This window comes from Thiomicrospira cyclica ALM1 (genome assembly GCF_000214825.1).
GTDB lineage: Bacteria > Pseudomonadota > Gammaproteobacteria > Thiomicrospirales > Thiomicrospiraceae > Thiomicrospira > Thiomicrospira cyclica.
In genome coordinates this window covers 789,771-808,412 of sequence record NC_015581.1, presented here as the reverse complement: position 1 = coordinate 808,412, position 18,642 = coordinate 789,771, and the positions used below count along the sequence as shown (strand labels likewise).

16 protein-coding genes and 3 tRNA genes are annotated in these 18,642 nt (G+C 43.7%); 4 read left to right on the top strand and 15 right to left on the bottom strand.

Translation table 11 applies throughout. From position 1 onward, the window contains the following. Positions 1-85: 85 nt before the first annotated feature. From lon to tig, 4 genes are all read right to left on the bottom strand, one after another. Positions 86-2,491 (bottom strand): endopeptidase La, encoded by a 2,406-nt coding sequence (gene lon / locus THICY_RS03395; RefSeq protein ID WP_013835212.1) that lies wholly within the window; start codon positions 2,489-2,491, stop codon positions 86-88. 14 nt (positions 2,492-2,505) lie between these two features. Continuing rightward, positions 2,506-3,756 (bottom strand): ATP-dependent Clp protease ATP-binding subunit ClpX, encoded by a 1,251-nt coding sequence (gene clpX, locus THICY_RS03390; RefSeq protein ID WP_013835211.1) that lies wholly within the window; start codon positions 3,754-3,756, stop codon positions 2,506-2,508. Between the two features lie 17 nt (positions 3,757-3,773). Further along, complete coding sequence (gene clpP, locus THICY_RS03385; RefSeq protein WP_013835210.1) at positions 3,774-4,379, bottom strand: ATP-dependent Clp endopeptidase proteolytic subunit ClpP; 606 nt, start codon at positions 4,377-4,379, stop codon at positions 3,774-3,776. A 171-nt stretch (positions 4,380-4,550) separates the two neighbouring features. Beyond that, positions 4,551-5,864, bottom strand: a complete 1,314-nt coding sequence (gene tig / locus THICY_RS03380; protein ID WP_013835209.1) for a trigger factor — start codon at positions 5,862-5,864, stop codon at positions 4,551-4,553. Positions 5,865-6,184: 320 nt separating this feature from the next. On the opposite strand from tig, the gene THICY_RS03375 reads away from it, so the two are divergent. After that, positions 6,185-6,271, top strand: a tRNA-Leu gene (locus THICY_RS03375). A 27-nt stretch (positions 6,272-6,298) separates the two neighbouring features. Next, positions 6,299-6,375 (top strand) — tRNA-Val (locus THICY_RS03370). A 66-nt stretch (positions 6,376-6,441) separates the two neighbouring features. Here THICY_RS03370 and THICY_RS03365 read toward each other — a convergent pair. Next, positions 6,442-6,879, bottom strand: a complete 438-nt coding sequence (locus tag THICY_RS03365) for a hypothetical protein (protein WP_013835208.1) — start codon at positions 6,877-6,879, stop codon at positions 6,442-6,444. A 143-nt stretch (positions 6,880-7,022) separates the two neighbouring features. Here THICY_RS03365 and THICY_RS03360 point away from each other — a divergent pair, with 143 nt between their 5' ends. Continuing rightward, on the top strand, positions 7,023-7,847 hold the full coding sequence (locus THICY_RS03360) for an ion transporter (RefSeq protein ID WP_013835207.1): 825 nt from the start codon (positions 7,023-7,025) through the stop codon (positions 7,845-7,847). A 31-nt stretch (positions 7,848-7,878) separates the two neighbouring features. Here the strand turns inward: THICY_RS03360 and THICY_RS03355 are convergent, their stop codons facing one another. Both THICY_RS03355 and THICY_RS03350 read right to left on the bottom strand, forming a co-directional pair. Further along, entirely contained in the window at positions 7,879-9,471 is a 1,593-nt protein-coding gene (locus THICY_RS03355) for an ABC-F family ATPase (protein WP_013835206.1), read from the bottom strand. Positions 9,472-9,568: 97 nt separating this feature from the next. Then, entirely contained in the window at positions 9,569-9,997 is a 429-nt protein-coding gene (locus tag THICY_RS03350; protein WP_013835205.1) for a CopD family protein, read from the bottom strand. A 79-nt stretch (positions 9,998-10,076) separates the two neighbouring features. Here THICY_RS03350 and THICY_RS03345 point away from each other — a divergent pair, with 79 nt between their 5' ends. Further along, on the top strand, positions 10,077-10,556 hold the full coding sequence (locus THICY_RS03345; protein WP_013835204.1) for an FKBP-type peptidyl-prolyl cis-trans isomerase: 480 nt from the start codon (positions 10,077-10,079) through the stop codon (positions 10,554-10,556). Between the two features lie 32 nt (positions 10,557-10,588). Here THICY_RS03345 and THICY_RS03340 read toward each other — a convergent pair whose 3' ends face one another. The 8 genes from THICY_RS03340 to THICY_RS03305 form a co-directional block, all read right to left on the bottom strand. Beyond that, positions 10,589-11,944: a phosphohexomutase domain-containing protein gene (locus tag THICY_RS03340; RefSeq protein WP_013835203.1), complete on the bottom strand. Its 1,356-nt coding sequence runs from the start codon at positions 11,942-11,944 to the stop codon at positions 10,589-10,591. A 147-nt stretch (positions 11,945-12,091) separates the two neighbouring features. After that, a tRNA-Met gene (locus THICY_RS03335) sits at positions 12,092-12,168 on the bottom strand. Positions 12,169-12,230: 62 nt separating this feature from the next. Then, positions 12,231-12,584: a DUF2818 family protein gene (locus tag THICY_RS03330; RefSeq protein WP_013835202.1), complete on the bottom strand. Its 354-nt coding sequence runs from the start codon at positions 12,582-12,584 to the stop codon at positions 12,231-12,233. Between the two features lie 80 nt (positions 12,585-12,664). Further along, the gene (gene nuoN / locus THICY_RS03325; RefSeq protein ID WP_013835201.1) at positions 12,665-14,107 is read right to left on the bottom strand and encodes an NADH-quinone oxidoreductase subunit NuoN; all 1,443 of its coding nucleotides are present in this window, start codon (positions 14,105-14,107) and stop codon (positions 12,665-12,667) included. Positions 14,108-14,136: 29 nt separating this feature from the next. After that, complete coding sequence (locus tag THICY_RS03320) at positions 14,137-15,654, bottom strand: NADH-quinone oxidoreductase subunit M (protein ID WP_013835200.1); 1,518 nt, start codon at positions 15,652-15,654, stop codon at positions 14,137-14,139. 30 nt (positions 15,655-15,684) lie between these two features. Then, a complete protein-coding gene (gene nuoL / locus THICY_RS03315; RefSeq protein WP_013835199.1) occupies positions 15,685-17,667 on the bottom strand; it encodes an NADH-quinone oxidoreductase subunit L in 1,983 nt (660 codons plus the stop codon). Between the two features lie 3 nt (positions 17,668-17,670). Next, a complete protein-coding gene (gene nuoK, locus THICY_RS03310) occupies positions 17,671-17,976 on the bottom strand; it encodes an NADH-quinone oxidoreductase subunit NuoK (protein WP_006459416.1) in 306 nt (101 codons plus the stop codon). Positions 17,977-17,978: 2 nt separating this feature from the next. Then, positions 17,979-18,620 carry an NADH-quinone oxidoreductase subunit J gene (locus THICY_RS03305; protein WP_013835198.1) on the bottom strand — a complete coding sequence of 214 codons (642 nt, stop codon included), beginning with the start codon at positions 18,618-18,620 and terminating at the stop codon, positions 17,979-17,981. Between the last annotated feature and the right edge of the window lie 22 nt (positions 18,621-18,642).

Here is an 18,642-nt window from a genome sequence, read left to right as displayed (position 1 = left end):
GCGTTAAACAATGCGCGTATTATAAGGCGCTCAGGGGGATTGTCAACCAATATAAAACTAAATTTAGTAAATTTTTAATCCAGCCTTAATGGTGATTAGTCTTCACCGAAGAATCCACTGTTTCTTTACTTACCACCGATTCAGCTGAAACCAAATTCTCCTCTAAAGGTGTCGGTGGACAAGCCAGCGACTCTGCTACAACCTCTTCAATCCACTGCACCGGTTTGATACTCAACGCATCGGTAATATCGGCAGGAATCTCATCCAGATCTCGCACATTATCAATCGGAATCAAGACTCGCTTAATCCCGCCACGTAATGCTGCCAACAGCTTCTCTTTAAGGCCACCGATGGGCAACACCTCACCTCGCAACGTAATCTCACCAGTCATGGCAATATCCGCACGAACAGGAATATGTGTTAAGGCTGAGATAATTGCAGTACAAACCGCTATACCAGCACTTGGACCATCTTTTTTAATCGCACCTTCCGGAAAATGCAAATGCAAATCCTGAGTTTCATAAAAGTTAGCAGCCAAACCATAATCCTTATACCGCGAACGTATGACACTCATCGCCGCACGAACGGATTCGGTCATTACGCTACCCAGCTGACCGGTTGTTTCAAGCTTACCCTTGCCCGTCATGGCTGTAGCTTCGATGCGCAATAAGTCGCCGCCTACTCGTGTCCAAGCCAAACCGGTCACTTGACCAATACGATCCTGCTCTGACGCCAGACCAAAACGGAACTTCGCTACACCTAGGTAATCAGCCAAATTGGCCTTATCAACCGTGATGTGTTTTTGCTTCTCCGTCAAGATCGCTTTCACAACCTTGCGACAAATCTTAGCAATAGCCCGATCTAAAGAACGAACACCCGCTTCACGGGTATAGGTTTGAATCATCGAAACGACAGCGTCTTCGGTAATAGTCAGTTCTGTGGCTTTTAGACCATGATCTTTTAACTGACGAGGAATTAAGTGATCCAAGGCAATGCGGATTTTTTCTAATTCCGTATAACCCGCAAGATTAATAACCTCCATCCGATCCATCAATGCTTCTGGAATATCCATCGAGTTCGATGTCGCGACAAACATAACCTCTGACAAGTCATAATCGACTTCAAGGTAATGATCACTGAAATGGTTGTTTTGTTCAGGATCAAGCACCTCCAACAAAGCACTTGCCGGATCACCGCGCATATCGCGGCTCATCTTATCAACCTCATCCAACAAAAATAGTGGGTTTTTTGTTTTAATACTGGCCATTTTTTGGATGATTTTACCGGGCAAAGCGCCAATATAAGTACGACGATGTCCTCGAATCTCAGCCTCATCACGCACCCCACCAAGGGCAACACGCACGTATTCACGATTAGTGGCTTCGGCGATTGAACGAGCCAGTGTGGTTTTACCGACACCTGGCGGACCAACCAGACACAAAATCGGTCCTTTTAGTTTTTTCACTCGTTGTTGAACCGCTAAATACTCAATGATTCGCTCTTTAACACGTTCAAGGCCAAAGTGCTGTTCATCCAATATCGCCTGAGATTTAACCAAATCCTTCGATACTCGCGTACGTTTTGACCAAGGCAAACTCACCAACCAGTCTAAATAGTTACGAATAACATTTGCTTCCGCTGATTGTGCCTGCATTTGGCGTAATTTTTTAAATTCTGACTTAGCGCGCTTCTCGACGGCCTCCGGCATATTAGCGGCAACAATTTTCGCTTCAATACCGTTTTGAGGATCTTCATCGTCTTGATTCAACTCTTTGTGAATCGCCTTCAATTTTTCATTCAAATAGTATTCGCGCTGGGTACGATCTATCTGCTTTTTCACCCGCATGTTAATACGTTTTTCTGACTCGATAATATCAATATCTTCTTCAATAAACCCTAACATTGCTTCAAGACGATCATTGATTGATACTTGGCTAAGTAACTGCTGTTTTTTAACGATGTTTAAACTTAAACTGACCGCCATCAAATCAACCAACTTAGCCGCATCTTTTGCTTTTTCGATACTCTCACGCACTTCTGCGGGTAGCTTCTTTTTAATTTCAGCAAGATGAAAAAAGCGCTCGATTAAAACGGCTTTTAATGGATTGGTATCAGTATTTGGCCCAACATCTTCAGGCAAAGCCGAAATATCAGCTTCTAAAAACTCACCTTCATTGTGAAGCTGGTCTAAATTAAACCGATGCATTCCTTCAACTAAAACCTTAACAGTGCCATCAGGTAGCTTCAAAGTCTGAAGAATAGTGGCTAATGTACCCACCTCGTATAAATCACTGCGCGAAGGTTGGTCTTGATCAGGATTTTTCTGGGCAATTAAAAACAATTGCCTATCACGCTTCAAAGCTTCATAAACTGCATTAATTGATTTCTCGCGGCCAACAAATAATGGCATCACAGAACCCGGAAAAACCACCACATCACGCAATGGCATAATCAAAACACGCTTCGATTCCTTTGGTGCTAAGTGTTCCATGTTTGTCCCTTTTATTATTTATTCACTGTTTTAGCCGCTTCTTCGTACACTAAAATCGGTGGCTTTTTACCCTGTACAACGGCTTTGTTAATAACCACTTTGTGAACATCATTCATGCCAGGTAGTTCATACATGGTATCAAGCAGAATCTTTTCCATAATAGAACGCAATCCACGTGCTCCCGTTTTACGGGTAAGCGCCAAGTTAGCAATTTCTTGTAATGCATCTTTACGAATTTCCAACTCAACCCCTTCTAGGGCAAACATTTTATGGAACTGCTTAACTAAAGCATTCTTTGGCTCTGTCAAAATTTGAATAAGCGCTTTTTCATCAAGCTCAGTAAGCGATGCAATAACAGGTAAACGGCCTACAAATTCAGGAATCAAACCATAGCGGTTTAAATCTTGCGGTTCTATATTTTCAAATAACTGACTAAACGCCGCTTTTTTTGAAGGATCTTTTACTTCTGCAGAAAACCCAATTCCGGTATTTTGTTGCATCCGCTGCTCAATAACCCTATCAAGACCCTCAAAAGCGCCACCAACAATAAAGAGTATTTTTGATGTATCAACATAAATCATTTCTTGATTAGGATGTTTACGACCACCCTGTGGTGGAACAGCCGCTTGCGTACCCTCAATTAACTTCAACAAAGCTTGCTGAACCCCTTCGCCTGAAACATCGCGAGTGATCGATGGGTTTTCTGATTTACGGGTGATTTTGTCAATTTCATCAATATAAATAATACCGCGCTCGGCTTTCTGGGGATCGTTATCACAACGCTGTAATAATTTTAAAACAATTGATTCAACATCCTCACCAACATAACCGGCTTCAGTTAAGGTTGTGGCATCGGCAATCGCAAAAGGCACATCCAATAAGCGCGCCAAGGTTTGTGCCAATAGCGTTTTACCCGAACCGGTCGGGCCAATCAACAAGATATTACTTTTTGATAATTCAACATCATCTTGAGATTGCCCATGCTGTAAGCGTTTGTAGTGATTATAAACAGCCACAGACAAAACTTTTTTCGCTAGCTGCTGTCCAATAACATAATCATCCAAAATGCCACTAATTTCACGGGGGGTAGGTAACTTTTCCAAATCAAATGTAGCAGCCGCAGGCTCGCCAAATTCTTCATGCAAAATATCGTTACACAACTCAACACATTCATCACAAATGTACACCGATGGACCAGCAATTAATTTTTTGACCTCATCCTGGCTTTTGCCACAAAAAGAGCAATACAAAGTTTTTTCAGACATGACTTCTCCTTTTGGGGTTAACCGCGCTTAGCAAGGACTTGATCAATTAAGCCATAGTCTTTTGCTTTTTCGGCGCTCATAAAATTATCACGGTCAGTGTCTTGCTCAATAACCTCTATCGGTTGACCGGTATTTTCACTAAGCGCCTTATTCAGTTTATCTTTTATATATAAAATTTCACGCGCATGAATTTCAAAATCACTAGCCTGACCTTGGAAACCGCCCAAAGGCTGGTGAATCATCACTCGAGAATTAGGCAAAGCAAAACGCTTACCCTTGGCTCCGGCCGCTAACAAAAATGAGCCCATGCTCGCCGCCTGACCCAAACACATAGTCGAAACATCCGGCTTGATAAAACGCATAGTGTCGTAAATTGCCATACCCGCCGTAACGCTGCCGCCAGGTGAATTAATATATAAATGAATATCTTTCTCTGGATTTTCAGACTCTAAAAATAACATCTGAGCCACAATAAGGTTAGCCATATGATCCTCGACTGGACCGACCAAGAAAATCACCCGTTCTTTTAATAAGCGAGAATAAATATCAAACGCACGCTCACCGCGACTGGTTTGCTCCACCACCATTGGCACTAAGGCATTCATAATATTCGAGTGATCCATTTACCTTCCTTCAAACTGTTAAAAACAACCCATCTAACTGGTCTCTATACGTATCCTAAACTATATTAGCCGTAAGAGCCTACAAAAAAAACAGCCCCGGAGTCTTTTGCGCAAAAGAATCACGGGGCTGAATAAAATTCGTCCCCTCCAACAAACGGGAGGGACAGAACATTAGGCTTGCTGACTCACAATCTCATCAAATGCCTTAGTCACTTTAGTTACTTTCGCCTGAGCAAGGATATGTTTCGCCGCATTCGACTCTACAATAATCGCCTTAACTTCGCTCAAACGCTCAGGATTTTGATCATACCATTCTCTGATTTCAGCTGGGTCTTCGTAAGCAGACGCCTGATCAGCAATAAACTCATCCAATTGCTCAGGTGAGGCTTCAATCGCGTTTGCTTTCACTAGATCAGAAATAACTAAGCCTAACTTAACACGACGCTCGGCATCAGGGTTAAACATATCAGCGGTCAAGCCTGGCATTTGGTTTTTTGGCATGCCCTGCTGTTCCAAACGCTCCATATACTGTTCTAGCATTGACTGCGCTTCTTGCAAAACTAACGCTTTCGGAATCGCTAATTCCGTTGCTTTTTCAAGGGCATCAAACGCTGCCTGACGGTTTTTAACATCCAAAGTGCGCTTCAATTCACGCTCCATGTTGTCACGAACCTCTGCGCGTAAACCTTCAACTGTACCGGCTTCGACTCCAAATGACTTAATGAATTCTTCATCTAGTTCAGGCATTTGCTTAGTTTGAACAGAATGGACGGTGATATCAAACTGTGCGGTTTTACCCTTTAGGTGCTCAGCGGGGTACTGCTCTGGGAAGGTCACATCAATGGTTTTTTGCTCACCTTTTTTCATGCCCAAAATGCCGTCTTCAAAACCGGGGATCATGCGACCACTGCCTAGCTCTAAAGGAACGTTCTCGGCTTTACCGCCATCGAACTCAACGCCGTCAACCTTACCGACGAAATCAATAATAACCTGCTCACCTTTGTTGGCTTTCTTAGCGGCACCGGCTGGCTTCCAAGCCGAACGCTGCGCTTGTAAACGACCAATCATGGCATCAACATCCGCTTCAGTGACTTCACTACTAACCTCCTCAAGCTCAAGACCTTTCAAATCTGGCAGAGTTACTTCTGGGAACACTTCAAACTTAGCAGTAAATTCAATCTTACCTTCGTTCATATCAACGTTTTCAAACTCTGGGTAACCAGCCACGTTTACAGATTGCTCGCCCGCTGCTTTAAAAAACGCATCATAAAGCGTTTCACCCAGCATTTCTTGACGAACCTGGCCGGAGTAACGCTTTTTCACCATCGCTAAAGGCACTTTACCTGGACGGAAGCCATCCATTTTTACCGTGCGACGCACTTCGGCAAGACGTTTTTCAACCTTGGCATCGAACTCATCCGATGGAAAGGTCACGGTCATTTTATATTCAAGGCCTTGTTCAGGTTTTTCGACAGATACTTGCATACTCACTACCAATTGTTAATTCTGGGTTAAATAAAAATACTTAAAACTTAAGCGCTAAAATTATACAGACACCTTTAAAAACAACAAGCAAAAATTAATATTTGAACTGAAACCAGGCTTGGTATGCCAAGAACAACCAAGCTTCCAACCAAACCAACCCGCCATTCATCAGCAAAAACACAAGCCATTTGTAACTAGTCGTTTAATCATAAATTCTTTTAAATAGCGATAAAGAAACAAGTTAAAAGTATTTTGAATAATTCGTGGAGAATTGTTGACAAGGCATACGGGCGTCCCTATAATTCGCCACGCAATCACATGCCAGTGTGGTGAAATTGGTAGACACGCCGGATTCAAAATCCGGTGCCTTTAAAAGCGTGGCGGTTCGAGTCCGCCCACTGGTACCATACAAGTTTCGTATAGCTTTCAAATATACGACCGTAGCTCAGTTGGTTAGAGCACCACCTTGACATGGTGGGGGTCGGTGGTTCGAATCCACTCGGTCGTACCAAATTCTTTTGAAGTCAACAACCAGCAGCAAAAACAATAAATTCCGTTTGTAATTTTGTATCCCACCCTACTCAACACGTCGAGCATTAATCACTAGGCGAGTATTACGAGTATTCACGTGAGCCGAATGGCCATCAGGTTGGTCAAAGCGATCGGCAGAAGCACGCAAAATTCCGCCATATCGACGAGCTTCACGCATGATCTCGTTAGGCGTTGTGGCACGTTCTGCAAAATAAAAAGTGGTTGATAACAAATCAACAAACACATAAATTTGATCACGAGCCGCTTCTTCCCCCAGCACCAGAATACCCATTTGGCCAATCTCACCGGTTTTTACCTGCAGAGTTTGTGGGGCTAAAGTTAATTGCTGACGCAAATGGGTTAAGGTTCCCTGCTCAATCACGAATTGATAAGTGGAATCATTGTGGGCCTTGGCAATAGACAGGCTCATTAGCATCATCCAACTCACCATTACCACACTCAATAGCACTTTTAATGACTGCATCACAACCGATCCTCAATTTATTTAATGATTTGTTTTGTAATTTTTTATCATAACACTAGCATCAATGCGCAACATCTCTATAATTTGTAAAAAAATTAGCACACACATTAAATCTAACTTAATCAAAGGAAACGCAACAGATCATGACGCAGACCGCTGGCTCACTCACCCTTCGTATTCAACAGATTGTTGAAGCAAAATGGTTTGGTAACTTTATCATTGGGGTCATCCTATTCAATGCTGCTATTTTAGGCATTCAAACGTCAAAAAGTCTCTCTAATGACGTAATTAACGCGCTCGATTGGTTAGACACCCTGTGCCTATCGATTTTTGTCGTCGAAATCTTGATGAAACTCTTTGTCTATCGCCTACAGTTTTTCCGCAATGGTTGGAACAACTTCGATTTCATTATTGTCGGTATTGCATTAATTCCAGGCTCAGGCAGTCTCGAAGTTCTGCGCGCCTTACGTATTTTGCGTTTATTGCGCCTGGTGAATGCGGTACCCAGCATGCGCCGCGTGGTCAGTGGTATGTTACGCGCCATTCCTGGTGCGGTATCAGTAGCAGGCCTGCTGGCAATCCTGTTCTATATTGGTGCGGTTATGAGCACCAACCTATTTGGTGATTCCTTCCCAGAATGGTTTGGCACTATGGGCGCCAGTATGTACACACTATTCCAAATTATGACCTTCGAATCTTGGTCAATGGGGATTGTGCGTCCTGTTATGGAAGTCTATCCGCAATCCTGGTTATTCTTTATCCCCTTCATCATCGTGACCTCTTTTACCGTGCTGAACTTATTTATCGGGATTATCATTGATGCTATGAATGAAGCGAAAGAAGAGGAAACCAATGCCGCGGCACACGACCTACAGAACTACGAAAATATCAACTACATTCGTGCTGAAATGGATGAACTGAAACAGCAAATTAAAACCCTGGTTGACTCACAAAACAATAAATCTTAAGCAAATCCTAAGCAAGCACCAGGGCTGGTTATTACACCCATCCCTTGTGCGCTAAATAAGCGTCATAATTATCATTAAAATCTTCCACGCCGTCTGCAGACATCGCCCACAAGCGCTGCGCCAAAGATGATACAAACTCGCGGTCATGACTAACAAAAATGACTGTGCCTGGGTACTCCTCTAGCGCCATATTTAAGGATTCAATTGACTCCATATCCATGTGGTTGGTTGGCTCATCCATTAATAGTACGTTAGGTTTTTCCATCATCAACTTACCAAACAGCATCCGACCTTTCTCACCACCAGACAGTACCTTCACCGATTTATCAATGTCTTTTTGCGAGAACAGCATCCGACCTAACATCGCGCGCACCGCCTGCTCGTCATCACCCGGTTTTTTCCACTGGCTCATCCAGTCAAACAAAGTCATGTCGATAGCAAACTCATGGGCATGATCTTGCGCGTAATAGCCAATACTGGCATTCTCAGCCCACTTAACCTGACCCGCATCCAATTCAATATCTCCAACTAACGCGCGCAATAAGGTGGTCTTACCAATGCCGTTCGGACCGATAATCGCAATTTTTTCGCCCGCTTCTACCAAGGCACTAAAGCGCTTAAAAATAGGCGCTTTGTCGAAGGTTTTACTGATATTGTCGGCTTCAACCGCTAAGCGGAACAACTTTTTCTCTTGCTCAAAGCGTATAAACGGATTCATACGACTGGATGGTTTGACCTCAGCCAGCTCAATTTTATCAATCTGCTTCGCACGCGAGGTCGCTTGTTTAGCCTTAGAGGCATTAGCCGAAAACCGGCTGACGAAGGTTTTTAACTCCGCAATCTGTGCTTTCTTTTTCGCATTATCAGATAACAGCTGTTCGCGCGCCTGGGTTGATGCCAGCATATACTCATCATAGTTGCCCGGATAAATACGAATTTCGCCATAGTCGACATCCGCCATGTGAGTACAAACGCTATTTAAAAAGTGGCGGTCATGAGAAATAATAATCATCGTGCTGTTACGCGCGTTGAGGATATTTTCTAGCCAGCGAATGGTGTTGATATCCAAGTTGTTGGTTGGCTCATCCAGTAACAAAATATCTGGATTCGAAAACAGTGCCTGCGCCAACAAAACGCGCAACTTCCAGCCCGGTGCTACTGCGGACATTGGGCCATAATGCAAATCAACCGGAATCTCTAACCCAAGCAATAACTCACCAGCGCGAGCATCAGCGGTATAGCCATCCATCTCGCCAAAGGCGACCTCAAGCTCAGCAACTTTTAAGCCGTCCTCTTCCGACATTTCTGGCAAACCATAAATACGGTCCCGCTCTTTTTTTATCTCCCAAAGCTCAGCATGGCCCATAATCACGGTGTCAATAACACTAAAACTTTCATAGGCAAATTGATCCTGGCGCAGTTTACCTAGGCGTTCGTTTGGGTCGAGCATCACCTGACCCCCGGTTGGCTCTAAATCACCACCGAGGATTTTCATAAAGGTTGATTTACCACAACCATTCGCGCCAATTAGGCCATAACGGTTGCCACCGCCAAACTTAATGGAAATGTTTTCAAATAAGGGTTTTTCACCAAACTGCATGGTGATATTCGCGGTAGAGATCAAATCATTCGTCCTGTTACATCAAAGAATAAACGCGCATTCTACTCTTTTTAACTGCCCAGTGCGAACATGGGCGTACTTCCATGCTGAAGCTTTTAAACTAAAAAGGCTTAAACACCACCATGACCAATAAACCAAAGGTTAACAGTAGCGGAATCTCATTAGCCCAACGATAATAAATACCCGTATGATCTAACTGCCCTGCCTGCATTTCAATCACCCGCTTTCTCGCCCAAAAATGATAAGCAATCAGCAGCGCCACCAGTAATAATTTCACATGTAGCCAGCCACCACTAAAACCAAAGCCCAACCACAACCAAACCCCAGTAATTAAGGTTAACACCATCATAATGGTCATAAAGTTCCACAGTTTGCGCCCCATAATCGCTAAACGGGATACCTGCTGACCTGCCCCCTGCCCATCAACAAAATGAACAAAAATGCGCGGCAAGTAAAAAATCCCGGCCATCCAAGACATCATAAATAACAAATGCAATACTTTTAACCATAGATAGCCACTATCCCACATACCCGATCCTTTTTGATTAATTACCTGTAAAAGGTTATTATGAAGACCAATATTTTAGCCTAAAACGAAAAGGACACCCATGAAAGTTGCTGCAGACCACGTTGTACAAATCGAATACACGCTCACCAATGCTGAAGGCACTGTTCTTGATAAATCTAATGGTCAACCACTCGCCTACTTACACGGTCATCACAACCTAATTCCTGGTCTTGAAGCCGAATTAAGTGACAAAGAGATCGGCGCTAAGTTCACGGCAACTATTGCCGCCGCAGAAGCCTATGGTGAAGTCGAGCCGATGCTTATTCAACAGGTTCCACGCGATTTATTTGAAGGTGTCGATAGCCTGGAAGTTGGCATGCGTTTTGAAGCACAATCCGATCAAGGTATGCAGTCTGTAGTGATCAAGGCTATTGATGGCGACATGATTATGGTCGATGCCAACCACCCATTAGCTGGTCAAGATTTAACCTTTGATATCGAAATCATGAACATTCGCAGCGCAACAGCCGAAGAACTCGACCATGGCCATGCGCATGGTGACGGTGGTGTACAGCATTAAGCTCATAACTTAAGCCACCTAATAAAATAAACTTACCTGTTATCAATTAAATCTTCAATTTCCGCAACTTTTTGCCACACCAAGTTGCGGTCACCACGGCTTTCAACATTTAAACGCAAGAGAGGCTCGGTGTTCGAGGTGCGAATATTTAACCGCCAATCTCCAAAATCAAGCCCTAAGCCATCGGTATTATCCTGCAACGTGTTTAGGTCAGCAAAATGCGCCTGTACTCGAGCTAATACACTCGGCACATCGGCAACGGTGTAATTTAACTCACCACTGCAAGGATAAGCAGCAACACGCTCGGCCACTAACGCACTTAAGGGTTTGCCCGACACCGACATCAACTGGGTAATCAGCAACCACGGAATCATCCCCGAATCGCAATAAAAAAAGTCTTTAAAGTAATGATGTGCCGACATTTCGCCCCCATACACCGCATCTTCTAAACGCATCCGCTCTTTAATAAACGCATGCCCAGTTTTAGACTGAATCGGCACCCCGCCAGCTTGTGTAACCTGTTCAATCGTGTTCCAAGTTAAGCGCGGATCATAAATAATCTTGCCTCCAGGGTATTTAGCCAACAAGGTTTCGGCTAACAAGCCAACCAAATAGTAACCCTCAACAAATTCACCGGTCTCATCAAATAAAAAACAACGATCAAAGTCACCATCCCAAGCAATGCCAAGATCGGCATGATGCTCGCGCACCGCTTGCGCGGTAAGATCACGCATAGTCGGTAATAGCGGATTGGGCACGCCATTAGGAAAATTTCCATCTGGGTTATCGTTTACAAACACACACTCAAACGGCAAGTGAGCGGCAATCTGTTTGATGACGGCACCCGCGGCACCATTGCCACAATCCAGCACCACTTTTGTCGGCTTTAAGCTGGCAACATCAACATAACCCATTAAATGGTTTATGTAGCGCTCCTTACTCAAGCAAGGTGTGAGCAGTCCTGGTTTTGCTGCCAAACCTCCCAACTCATCCGCCAAAATCCGCTCGGCAAAGCGGTTTAAACCCGAATCACGGGAAATCGGCTGTGCGTCTTTAGACACCAACTTCATGCCGTTATAGCCTTTCGGATTATGACTCGCCGTCACCATAATGCCGCCATCGGCGTCTAAATCCGCGGTATTAAAATAAACTTCCTCGGTGCCGCACAAGCCCAAACACAGCACATCAGCGCCGGCGTCTGTAAATCCACGAACCAAAGCATCGGCTAAACCTTTACTCTCTAAACGGATGTCATAACCTAACACTACCCGCTTGGCCTGTAATTCATCAATAAACACTCGGCCGAGTTTATACGCCAACGTTTCGTTTACCTCTTCAGGTACCTTGCCTCGAATATCATAGGCTTTAAAGGCAGATAAGTTGTTCACACGCACCTCTTTATATAAGCTAAAGCAAAAACAACTACTATATTTATATTTGACTACACTTTAGTGACATATTGCTAAAATTATATTTATAAAAATTAGGTAATAAAAAAGCCGGTATTTCTTTTGAAATACCGGCTTTCTATGATTTGGTAGCGGGGGCAGGATTTGAACCTACGACCTTTGGGTTATGAGCCCAACGAGCTACCAGACTGCTCCACCCCGCGTTAATTGATGTGCGTATTATAGGGTATGAGACTGAGATTGCAACCCTTATTTAACAATTTACTCAGGATTGTTTTTCCACTTGCTTGCGTGCTGCCTTTTGATGCTTTTCTAGGTACATTTTAAAGTTGAAACGATAGATAAAACCTGGGAATGCAAAAATCATAAATAAGAACAAATTAACGACATAGAACTCCCATTCCTGCGCAGCAATATTTCCCATCGCGGCGAACTCGATCATATAGGCGAAAGCACCCATGACAAAGAAAAGTACCAGCCACTCAATGATATATATGGGAATAGTCTTTTCCTGCTTTAACGGAATCACTAGGAATAAACGCTGGGTAAACAGAAACGGCAGATTGGCGATCACAATCGCCAAAAATAATAGTATGACCACAGACTGCTCTAAACTCATTGGACTCTGTCCCCTTTCATGTCTAGTTTATTTTATTAAAAAGGCGCCATTTAGGCGCCCTTCACTTTCAGAGTAACCTACTAACCTAGTAGGCTATTGTAAGCGACTCCCATCAATAATGCTGGCATTAAACCTAACAATAAAAGTGAAACTGAATAAGCACTAACACCAATAGCCACATCACGAGACGCTACAGGCAGTGGACTCGAATCTTCATTGGTATCAAAGTACATGACTTTTACCACTTTGAGATAGTAGAAAGCACCAACGACCGCAGTAACCACACCAACCAGCGCAAGCCACAAGAAACCAGCGGTAATAACTTCTTCTAGCACCACAAGTTTGGCATAAAAACCAATGAATGGTGGAATACCCGCCATCGAGAACATGACGATTAACATCATAGCCGCTAACCAAGGATTGCGCTGATTTAAACCTTTAAAATCGGCAATCTCTTCAAATTGATTACCAGTACGTGCAAGGGCAATGATCAAACCAAAGGCTGCGACACTGCTAATGGCATACACCAGCACATAGAACATAGCCGCTGAATAACCTTCAGGGGTTGCCGCAATAAAGCCCATCAACAAGAAACCGATATGCGAAATACCGGAATACGCCAGTAGACGCTTAAAGTTGGTTTGCATTAGAGCAATTAAAGTACCGATAACCATAGACAGTACCGAAAGAATAATTAGCAGCTGTTGCCAATCAACCACCAGGCCTGGTAAGCCATCCACCAATAAACGGTACACAATCGCAAATGCCGCAATTTTAGGTGCCGATGCGATAAACAAGGTCACAGCGGTGGGTGAACCTTGGTAAACATCGGGCACCCACATATGGAATGGCACGGCACCCAGCTTAAAGCCCAAGCCAATCACAATAAATACAACACCAAAGGCTAGAACTGTCGCACTGGCCTCTCCCGCTGCAATCACATTCTTCACTTCTGGAATGGTTAAAGTACCAGTCGCGCCATAGATCATTGATAAACCATAAAGCAGCAAGCCAGTAGCCATCGCACCTAATACAAAATACTTTAATGCGGCCTCGGTAGCAGCTGAGGAATCACGCTGCATGGCGATCATCGCATACATGGCAAGTGACATAATTTCCAAACCTACAAACAGAGTAATGAAGTTGTAGGAAGACACCATCACAAACATACCTAGGATGGCGAATAAACCGAGCGTAAAGAACTCACCTTTATAGAAATTATTCATGCGCATATAGTCACGCGAGAACAAGAACACCCCGATGGAAACCAATAGAATAAAGAGCTTGAGCACATCCCCAAAAGCATCCCGAATGAAACTCTCGTGGAAGGTGACTTGAGTTTCGGTCGTGAAACTCATAAGGATGAGAATACCGACGATCACCAGTGAAATCTGCGATGCCCAATAGGTGGCATTAGGGTGTTTTTTTGACCACACTGTATCGGCAATCAAAATAAACGAGGCCAAGGCCAGAAGCACCATTTCAGGGATGGCGGGACTAAATGCTGGAATTTCAAAATGCATAGTTACGTTACCTAATCTTAGTGTTCTGTTTAGTAAAGTTTACTGGTGGTTGCTTGTATCAGTAGGTTATCTACCGAGGCATGCATCACTTCAAGTAATGGGTTTGGCCACACACCTAAAAGTATAATCACAAAAGCTAAAGTGGCCATAATCGCGAACTCACGACGATTAAGGTCTTGTAGTTGTGCTACATTGTCGTTAGCAATCTTGCCAAATACCACGCGTTTAATCATCCATAAAGTGTAGGCCGCTCCTACAATTAGAGTGGTTGCAGCTAAAACGCCAAACCAAACATTGGCTTTAAACGCACTGAGGATAACCATGAATTCACCAACGAAGCCTGAAGTACCTGGTAAGCCCGCATTAGCCATTGCAAACAATACTGCAAAGAAGGCAAACCAGGGCATGGTATTAACCACTCCACCATAGGCACTAATATCACGAGTGTGCATACGATCATATAGCACGCCAATCGCTAAGAACATAGCACCTGAAATAAAACCATGGGAAATCATTTGCACCATCGCACCTTCCATACCTAGTGCGGCACCTTGCGTATCCCCCGTTTTAGCAACAATGGAATATACCAAGAACATACCTAGGGTTACAAAGCCCATATGTGCAATCGACGAATAAGCCACCAGTTTTTTCATATCGCTCTGGATTAAGGCTATGAACCCAATATACACAATAGCAATTAAAGATAGCAGAATGATCAACCAATCCAATGTAGCCGCCGCATCAGGCGTTATCGGCAAACTAAAGCGCACAAAGCCATAGCCGCCCATTTTTAACATAATAGCCGCTAGAATGACTGAACCAGCGGTTGGTGCTTCAACGTGGGCATCCGGCAACCAGGTATGTACTGGGAACATAGGAATTTTGACCGCAAAAGCCACCAAGAAGGCCAAGAAAATTAGAATTTGTGCGGTAATACCTAATGGCATCGCGTGGAAGTCGAGAATTGAAAAGCTGCCAATTTGAAAATACATGTACAAAAAAGCAATCAGCATAAACACTGATCCAAGGAAGGTATAAATGAAAAACTTCATAGTGGCATAGACACGACGTGGGCCGCCCCAAATACCAATTACGATAAACATCGGGATCAGAACCGCTTCCCAGAATACATAATAAAGCACGGCGTCAAGAGATGTAAATACACCAATCATGATGCCTTGCATAATCATAAAGGCACCCATGTACTGCTCAACTCGATTCTTAATAACCGTCCATGCGGATGCAATCACCAGTACCTGCGTAAATGTGGTTAGTAACACCAATGGCATTGATAAACCATCAACACCTAAAAAGTAATAGATGTTGTACTGGGGTATCCATTCCACACGTTCGACAAACTGCATTTGCGCTGTTGCCATGTCAAACGCAAAATATAAAGGTAAGGATAAGATAAAAGTAAGCACAGCTGCGCCAAGTGAAAACCACTTGGCAAAGTTTGGATTATTCCGTCCTGCAAACAGGACAATAAGCCCTGCTATGATCGGAAGCCAAATCAGCGTGCTAAGAATTGGGTAGCCTAAAGACATGAATACGTTTTCCTTTTCTTATTCTTATACTTACCAAAGTGCCCAGATCAATAACCCAAGCAGGCCAAAGATCATGACAAAGGCGTAATGATACATGTATCCGGTTTGTGATTCACGTGACATACTAGCAAGATTCGCGATTTGCTTCACAGTGCCATTCACCATGCCAGAATCAATAATCTTGGTATCAATCGATTTCCAGCAGAAATGGCCAAGTTTTTTAGAACCTTGAGTAAAGACCAAGTCATTAAACCGATCAAAGCCATAGGCGTTTTCTAGTACACCCTTTGCACGCGGCAAGCTGGCCGCGATTTTCGCTGGAATATCTGGACGTTTTAGGTAGAAGAACCAAGCCAAGGCGACACCTGCTAAAGCTAACCATACCGGCACCGACATAAAGCCGTGCAGGATAAAGCCCACGACAGAATCAAAATACTGATCGTGAACTCGGCTTAAAACATCATTTTGTGCCAGCACAAAGATAGAATCCGAGAAGTAGCTGCCATTCAGAATAGACTCGACCATAAACAACCCGAGTAATACCGAAGGAATAGCTAATAAAATTAACGGAATCGTAACCACTTTTGGCGACTCGTGGATTTTATGGGTACGAACATACTCGCTTTCTTGTCCGTGGAAGACTAAGAAGAACATTCTGAAACTATAGAATGCCGTGACGAAAACACCCATAAGCAGTAGCGCATAAGCGAAACCTGAGCCGGCTATATTACTTTCCCCAACGGCCAGTAAGATCGAGTCTTTCGAGAAGAAGCCGGCGAAACCTGGGAAGCCGATTAGTGCTAACGAACCGATCAACAACGCAACATAGGTAACAGGCATGTGCTTACGCAAGCCACCCATTTGACGAATATCTTGAATGTGATGCATCGCAATAATTACCGAACCAGCCGCCAAGAACAATAGTGCCTTGAAGAAAGCATGGGTTAGTACGTGGAACATGGATGCGGCATAAGCAGAGGCACCCAAGGCCGCGGTCATATAGCCAAGCTGTGACAAAGTTGAATAGGCAACAACGCGCTTGATATCGTTTTGAATAATACCTAGTAAGCCCATCATAAAAGCAGTCAATGCGCCAACAATCAAGATGAACTGCAATGCGGCTTCTGACATTTCATAGGCTGGCGACAAACGCGCAACCATAAAGATACCCGCCGTCACCATAGTCGCAGCATGGATCAAAGCTGAAATCGGCGTTGGGCCCTCCATAGACTCTGGTAGCCAAACATGCAATGGCATCTGGGCTGATTTACCCATCGCACCGATAAACAGCAAGATAACCATCACCGTGATAACTGACCATTCTACTCCTGGGATAAATTGCACCATGGTGTGTTCATGCTCAGCGAGCTTGTCGAAGAATTCTTGATAATCCATGGTATTGAAATAAACAAATACCATTGCGATACCGAGGATAAAGCCAAAATCACCGACACGGTTCACTAAGAAGGCTTTAAGGTTGGCGACAATGGCCGATTCGCGTTTCATGTAGAAACCAATCAATAAATAAGACACCAAGCCCACAGCTTCCCAACCGAAGAATAGCTGTAGGAAGTTGTTGGCCATAACCAATGACAACATCGAAAAGGTAAATAGTGATAGGTAGCTGAAGAAACGCTGATAATAGGGATTATCGTGGGCATAATCTTCATCGTGATCCATATAGCCAATGGTATAAATATGCACCATCAAGGATACAAAGGTAACCACCAACATCATAGTCGCACTGAGCTTATCTATTAAAAAGCCGATTTCAAAACGGATACCATCACTGACCATCCAGGTATAAAGTGCCGCATTATAGGGGTCTGCACCTTGGAGGATGTAAAGATAGAACACATAAACCGACAAGATCGTTGATACAGCAACCGAGCCAATAGTCACACTTTGCGCACCAATACGACCCACTTGGCGGCCAAGCAGACCTGCTACAGCGGCACCAAATAACGGCGCCAACAGGATAATGGTTAGAATTAGATGTAAATGTTGTTCCATGCCTTACCCCTTTAATGAACCCAGGTCGTCAACATTGATGCTGTTTCGATTTCGAAACACTAGGACGATAATGGCAAGGCCAATCGCAGCTTCAGCCGCTGCTACGGTTAGAATGAAAAATACGAAAATTTGCCCCGAAATATCATTTAAGAAGTAGGAGAAGGCAATCAAGTTAGTATTGACAGCAAGCAACATTAACTCGATGGCCATCAACAAAATAATGACGTTTTTCCGGTTTAAAAAAATACCTGCTAGGCTTAACGTAAATAAAATGGCACTAAACACCAAATAATCGGACAATGCGACCATCTTTATTCATCCCCTTCTTGTTTTTTTGCAACAGGTTTTTCTTTAACAGCGCTCATCTTGACCATTTCAAAACGCTCTTTCGGATTAACGCGGACTTGTTTATCAATATTTTGATACTTGACTTCATGTGGTAGACGACGACGAATAGTCAGTGCGATTGCCGCTACAATACCGACCAGTAAGAGCACAGCAGCAAGAATAAATGCATAAGCATGTACGGTGTAAAGCTGTAAGCCCAGTGCTTGGGTATTGCTGTAATCAGCGGCAAAACGTACTGGCTCGCCGGTTTTATCTAAGCCAAACTGATGCGGGCCTAACACCATGTACATCATTGCAAAAATAGCCACTGCCGCTAACACACCAATAGGTAGATAACGAGTAAAACCTTCCTTAAGCTGAACAAGATTGATGTCTAACATCATAACCACAAACAGGAATAACACCATGACCGCGCCGGCATAAACGAGTATTAACACGATACCCAGAAATTCGGCTTGCATCATAATCCATACACCCGCAGTGGCAATGAACGCCAGCACCAGCCACAACGCCGCTTTAACGGGGTTATTTACCGATATCATCATTATGGATGACAGCACCGCTATCCCAGCAAGCACATAAAAAATTAACTGTTCAAATGTCATATTATTGTTTTCCTATTCCTCA

Excerpts from the sequence above, each read along its gene's own strand:
- lon (WP_013835212.1), bottom strand. The coding sequence starts at position 2,491 with ATGGAACACTTAGCACCAAAGGAATCGAAGCGTGTTTTGATTATGCCA.
- clpX (WP_013835211.1), bottom strand. The coding sequence starts at position 3,756 with ATGTCTGAAAAAACTTTGTATTGCTCTTTTTGTGGCAAAAGCCAGGAT.
- clpP (WP_013835210.1), bottom strand. The coding sequence starts at position 4,379 with ATGGATCACTCGAATATTATGAATGCCTTAGTGCCAATGGTGGTGGAG.
- tig (WP_013835209.1), bottom strand. The coding sequence starts at position 5,864 with ATGCAAGTATCTGTCGAAAAACCTGAACAAGGCCTTGAATATAAAATG.
- THICY_RS03365 (WP_013835208.1), bottom strand. The coding sequence starts at position 6,879 with ATGCAGTCATTAAAAGTGCTATTGAGTGTGGTAATGGTGAGTTGGATG.
- THICY_RS03360 (WP_013835207.1), top strand. The coding sequence starts at position 7,023 with ATGACGCAGACCGCTGGCTCACTCACCCTTCGTATTCAACAGATTGTT.
- THICY_RS03350 (WP_013835205.1), bottom strand. The coding sequence starts at position 9,997 with ATGTGGGATAGTGGCTATCTATGGTTAAAAGTATTGCATTTGTTATTT.
- THICY_RS03345 (WP_013835204.1), top strand. The coding sequence starts at position 10,077 with ATGAAAGTTGCTGCAGACCACGTTGTACAAATCGAATACACGCTCACC.
- THICY_RS03330 (WP_013835202.1), bottom strand. The coding sequence starts at position 12,584 with ATGAGTTTAGAGCAGTCTGTGGTCATACTATTATTTTTGGCGATTGTG.
- nuoN (WP_013835201.1), bottom strand. The coding sequence starts at position 14,107 with ATGCATTTTGAAATTCCAGCATTTAGTCCCGCCATCCCTGAAATGGTG.
- THICY_RS03320 (WP_013835200.1), bottom strand. The coding sequence starts at position 15,654 with ATGTCTTTAGGCTACCCAATTCTTAGCACGCTGATTTGGCTTCCGATC.
- nuoL (WP_013835199.1), bottom strand. The coding sequence starts at position 17,667 with ATGGAACAACATTTACATCTAATTCTAACCATTATCCTGTTGGCGCCG.
- nuoK (WP_006459416.1), bottom strand. The coding sequence starts at position 17,976 with ATGGTCGCATTGTCCGATTATTTGGTGTTTAGTGCCATTTTATTTACG.
- THICY_RS03305 (WP_013835198.1), bottom strand. The coding sequence starts at position 18,620 with ATGACATTTGAACAGTTAATTTTTTATGTGCTTGCTGGGATAGCGGTG.